Origin of the sequence: Methylobacterium sp. WL116 (assembly GCF_008039455.1) — a bacterium.
Classification (GTDB): domain Bacteria; phylum Pseudomonadota; class Alphaproteobacteria; order Rhizobiales; family Beijerinckiaceae; genus Methylobacterium.
Genome location: NZ_VRUV01000427.1, coordinates 1 through 3990 on the forward strand (window position 1 = coordinate 1; position 3990 = coordinate 3990).

The following is a 3990-nucleotide window of genomic DNA, read 5'->3' on the forward strand; positions in this document are numbered from 1 at the left end:
CCGGGGCGGTGAGGGCTGGTCGAGCCGGTGCGTCGCCCTCCTGCGCACCGGCGGCGAGCGCTTCGGCCCTGAGTTGTCGCAACGCCTCGTCCGGCGTCGGCAGGTCGGCGGCGTAGGCGAGCCGCACCAGGGCCATCTCGGCCGCGGCGAGCGGGCGGGCCGCACTCTGCACCTCGGGTATCGCCTTCAGCAGGATCTGCCAGGCCCGCGACAGCGCCCGCACGGGCAGGCGGCCGGCGAAATCGCCGCCGCGCCGCCGCTCGATCTCGCTCAGCGTCGGGTCGGCGGCCGCCGCCTCCGGCGCGAGCTTCAGCCGGGTGACGAGGTGGGTGAAGGCGGCGAGATCCGAGAGCACGACCGACGGGTCGGCACCGGACTCGTACTGGCTGCGCAGCTCGGCGAAGGCCGCGGGCACGTCGCCGCGCATCACCGCCTCGAACAGGTCGAGGATGCGGGCCCGGTCGGCGAGCCCGAGCATGTCGCGCACGCCTGCGGCGGTGACGGCGCCGGCGCCGTGGGCGATGGCCTGGTCGAGCAGCGAGAGCGCGTCGCGCACCGAGCCCTCCGCCGCGCGCACGATCGCAGCCACCGCCTCGTCCTCGGCGCCGACGCCTTCGGCCGCGCAGATCTTCTGGAGATGGGCGGAGAGCACGTCGGCCTCGACCCGGCGCAGGTCGAACCGCTGGCAGCGCGACAGGATGGTGATCGGGACCTTGCGGATCTCGGTCGTCGCGAACACGAACTTCGCGTGCGGCGGCGGTTCCTCCAGCGTCTTCAGGAACGCGTTGAACGCGTTGCCCGAGAGCATGTGGACCTCGTCGATGATGTAGACCTTGTAGCGCGCCGAGACCGGCGAATAGCGCACGCCGTCGATGATCGCGCGCACGTCCTCGATGCCGGTATGCGAGGCGGCGTCCATCTCCAGCACGTCCATGTGCCGCGATTCCATGATCGCCTGGCAGTGGACCCCGAGCCCCGGCATCGCGATGGTCGGGCCGGTGTCGGGCGCGCCGACCGGCGCGTAGTTCAGGCCGCGGGCGAGGATGCGCGCGGTGGTCGTCTTGCCGACGCCGCGCACGCCGGTCAGCATCCAGGCTTGCGGGATGCGCCCGGCCGCGAACGCGTTGCCGAGCGTTCGCACCATCGCGCCCTGGCCGATCAGGTCGACGAAATCCTTGGGACGGTATTTGCGCGCCAGCACGCGGTACGGCGTCTGCGCGAGGGCAGGCGCCGGAAACCCGGGCAGGCCCGGCTCGTCGTCAGGCGTGCCGGTGCTCGCGTCCATGCGCTCTTCGGGGGTGCGTCTTCGCTCTTCGCGGTCGTGCCTTGGCCGCCGCTGCGGGCCGATCGACCCGCGGTTCCTGCGGTGGAACGAGGTGGGAGGCTGGACGAAGACCCGCTCGGTCTCGTTAGGGCTGCTTCCTTCCGGACCTGACCCGGTTGGCGAGTGAAACGTCCCTCGCCAACCTCCCGCGGCCTATATGGCGGGAGCTTCCGGCGATGGCAAGCGGGCGGGGCGCCGGGTCCCCGGCTGCAACCCCCGGCGTCGACGGCCGGGCCGGACGCGGCGCGATCAGGCCTGCGCGCCCGCCGGATCGCCGCTCCGCGTCATCGCGGAGGCCGCGAGCACGAGGGCGAAGCCGAACAGGAACACCTGGTTGATCGACAGCTCCTCGAACATCAGCGAGGGCACCATGAACAGCACCGTGTAGAACGGGAGCGGGCCGAACCGCCGGGGGGCGAGGACGATCCGGACCGTTCCGGCCAGGAAGGCGAGCACGACGAGGACGCCGCTCTGGAGCGCGAGGGTGACGACGGCGTTGTGCGGCGTGCCGACGCCGGCCATCATCAGCAGCTGGTTCTCCTTGGAGACGTTGCCGAGGCCGAACGGATGGGCGGCGGCGAGCTGCAGCCCGGCCGCGGTCGAATCGAGGCGTTCCAGGATGTTGCTGTCGGCGTGGCTGTCGTCCACGAACCGCTTCTCGATCGCGGACTGCAACGTCTCGGGCACCGGCGCGTAGCCGGTGGCGCCGAACAGCATGATCAGGGCGCAGACGGCCGCCGCCCCCGACAGGACGGCGTAGACGCTCACGCTCCTGCGCAGGATCAGCACGAGGAAGATCGCCGGCAGGATCATCCCGGCGCGGTTGTTGGTCAGCGGGAAGCTGACGAGCAGCGCGGCGAAGTACGCGACGTAGATCGCGCTGCGCCCGGTGCGGTACCAGAGATAGGCCGCCGCCGCGCCGGCGACCGCGAAGACGTGGCCGGTCTCGTTCCCGGCGGTCCAGAGGCCGCCGAGCTTGTCCTTCATGAACAGGACGAGCTCCGGCTCGACGCCGTCTGTCGGCACCGCGAGGCCGACGCCGGTAAGGTCGACGCCCGCCGAAGCGGCAAGCAGCACCAGGAGCGAGCCGGCGAAGCCCGCCAGCGTGCCGACGGCGAAGCAGTCGGCGCCGGCCGGCGCGCGAAACAGGATCACGAGCTGCACCGCCTGAACGAAGTACAGCAGCAGCACGAGGGTGAAGTACAGGTCGCCCGGCTGCACCTCGGACTTCAACGCCAGCGAGGCCGCAAACAGCGCGACCACGAGGCCGATCGGCAGTGCCCGCGCCAGCATTGCCGAGAGGATGCCGGGCCGGATCAGGAAGTACGGGATCGTCAGGAAGGGCAGCATGTCGGAGAGCCGCATGAACGGCAGCCCGAAGGTCGAGGTCATGGGATTGAGCTGAAGCACGAAGCCGATGCCGAGGATCACCAGCCGGTCGAGACGCGTCAGCGATCCCGCCCCGGCCGCGGGCATCGCCGACGCGACCTCGACGAGACCGGGCCTTCCCTGCGCGATCCGCATGGTCTCCCCCCTTCCGATCCGCGGCTGGGGCGGAAGGCCGGTCGCGGCCTGCGCCCGTGCCTGCCGATTCCGCGCAGCCCGATCGCACCCTGCGGCAGGACGGGTTTGAGAATGCTTGCGAGCGAGCCCGCGCCCCCGGCCAGAATCTGGACGAAGTCGCGCGGGGACGGGTCTCGGATCGGCGCACCGGCCGGGCGGCACGTTCCGCTCATTCGCAAGAATACAAGCATCGCGCGGCCGAACCCACGGGCAGCGGGCTCACATAGACTTCTCTAAAGCGAGGAACGTTAATCTTACCGCTGGAAACTGCCGCGTCGCGTCGGCCCTCTGCGGTAGGATGAGGCGGTTGTACTGCGCAACCCTTCCATCGCTCGAGGATCGTGGTGATCGTGCGCCTGAGAGACCGACTGCTTCCGGCGGCGCCCGTCCTCGACAGGGCTCCGGCCATCGAACCGGGCCGGGCGACGGCGGACCATTACCGTGCGGTGGACGGGCTGCGCGCCGTCGCGGTCATCGCCGTGATGGTGTTCCATCTGCGGGAGGGCTGGCTTCCGGGGGGCCTGACCGGGGTCGACGTGTTCTTCGTCATCTCGGGCTTCGTGGTCACGGCGTCCGTCGCGCAGCGGCAGGGCGGCTCGTTCGGTGACTTCGTGCTGGCTTTCTATGCCCGCCGCATCGCCCGGATCCTGCCGGCGCTGGCGCTGACGGTCGCCGTCTCGGCCATCGCCTACGCGCTCTTCATCCCCTCGGCCTGGCTCGGCGACACCATCGCCAAGACCGGGCTGGCCGCGATCTTCGGCCTAAGCAACCTCGTGCTCGCCGCCGGCGACGACTACTTCTCGGTGAAGGCGGCCTTCAACGTCTTCACCCACACGTGGTCGCTTGGGGTCGAGGAACAGTTCTACCTGCTGTTCCCGCTGATCATGTATTTCGGCTCGAAGGACGCAGGCGCGGCCGGCCCGCGCGACCGTCGCGTCCCGATCCTGCTCGCCCTCGTCGCAGCCTCCTTCGCCGCCGGCGCGCTCCTCAGCGCGACGCGCCCGACGATCGCCTTCTACACGCTGCCGGCGCGTTTCTGGGAACTCGGCGCGGGCATGCTCCTGTGCCTTACCCGGGCGCGGTGGACGCCGTGGCTCGCAGGG

General features: G+C 70.8%; 3 protein-coding genes and 1 other RNA gene. 1 reads left to right on the plus strand and 3 read right to left on the minus strand.

What is annotated here, in order from left to right; translation table 11 throughout:
* The 3 genes from FV223_RS22030 to FV223_RS22040 form a co-directional block, all read right to left on the minus strand.
* Positions 1-1285: DNA polymerase III subunit gamma/tau (locus tag FV223_RS22030; RefSeq protein WP_147728995.1), on the minus strand; the 1285-nt coding region annotated here is incomplete at its 3' end.
* Positions 1286-1374: 89 nt separating this feature from the next.
* An RNA gene (ffs, locus tag FV223_RS22035) (signal recognition particle sRNA small type) lies at positions 1375-1473 on the minus strand.
* A 100-nt stretch (positions 1474-1573) separates the two neighbouring features.
* Entirely contained in the window at positions 1574-2848 is a 1275-nt protein-coding gene (locus FV223_RS22040) for an O-antigen ligase family protein (RefSeq protein ID WP_246686429.1), read from the minus strand.
* A 389-nt stretch (positions 2849-3237) separates the two neighbouring features.
* Here FV223_RS22040 and FV223_RS22045 point away from each other — a divergent pair.
* Positions 3238-3990 (plus strand): acyltransferase (locus FV223_RS22045; protein WP_210247523.1); only part of this gene is annotated, 753 nt, incomplete at its 3' end.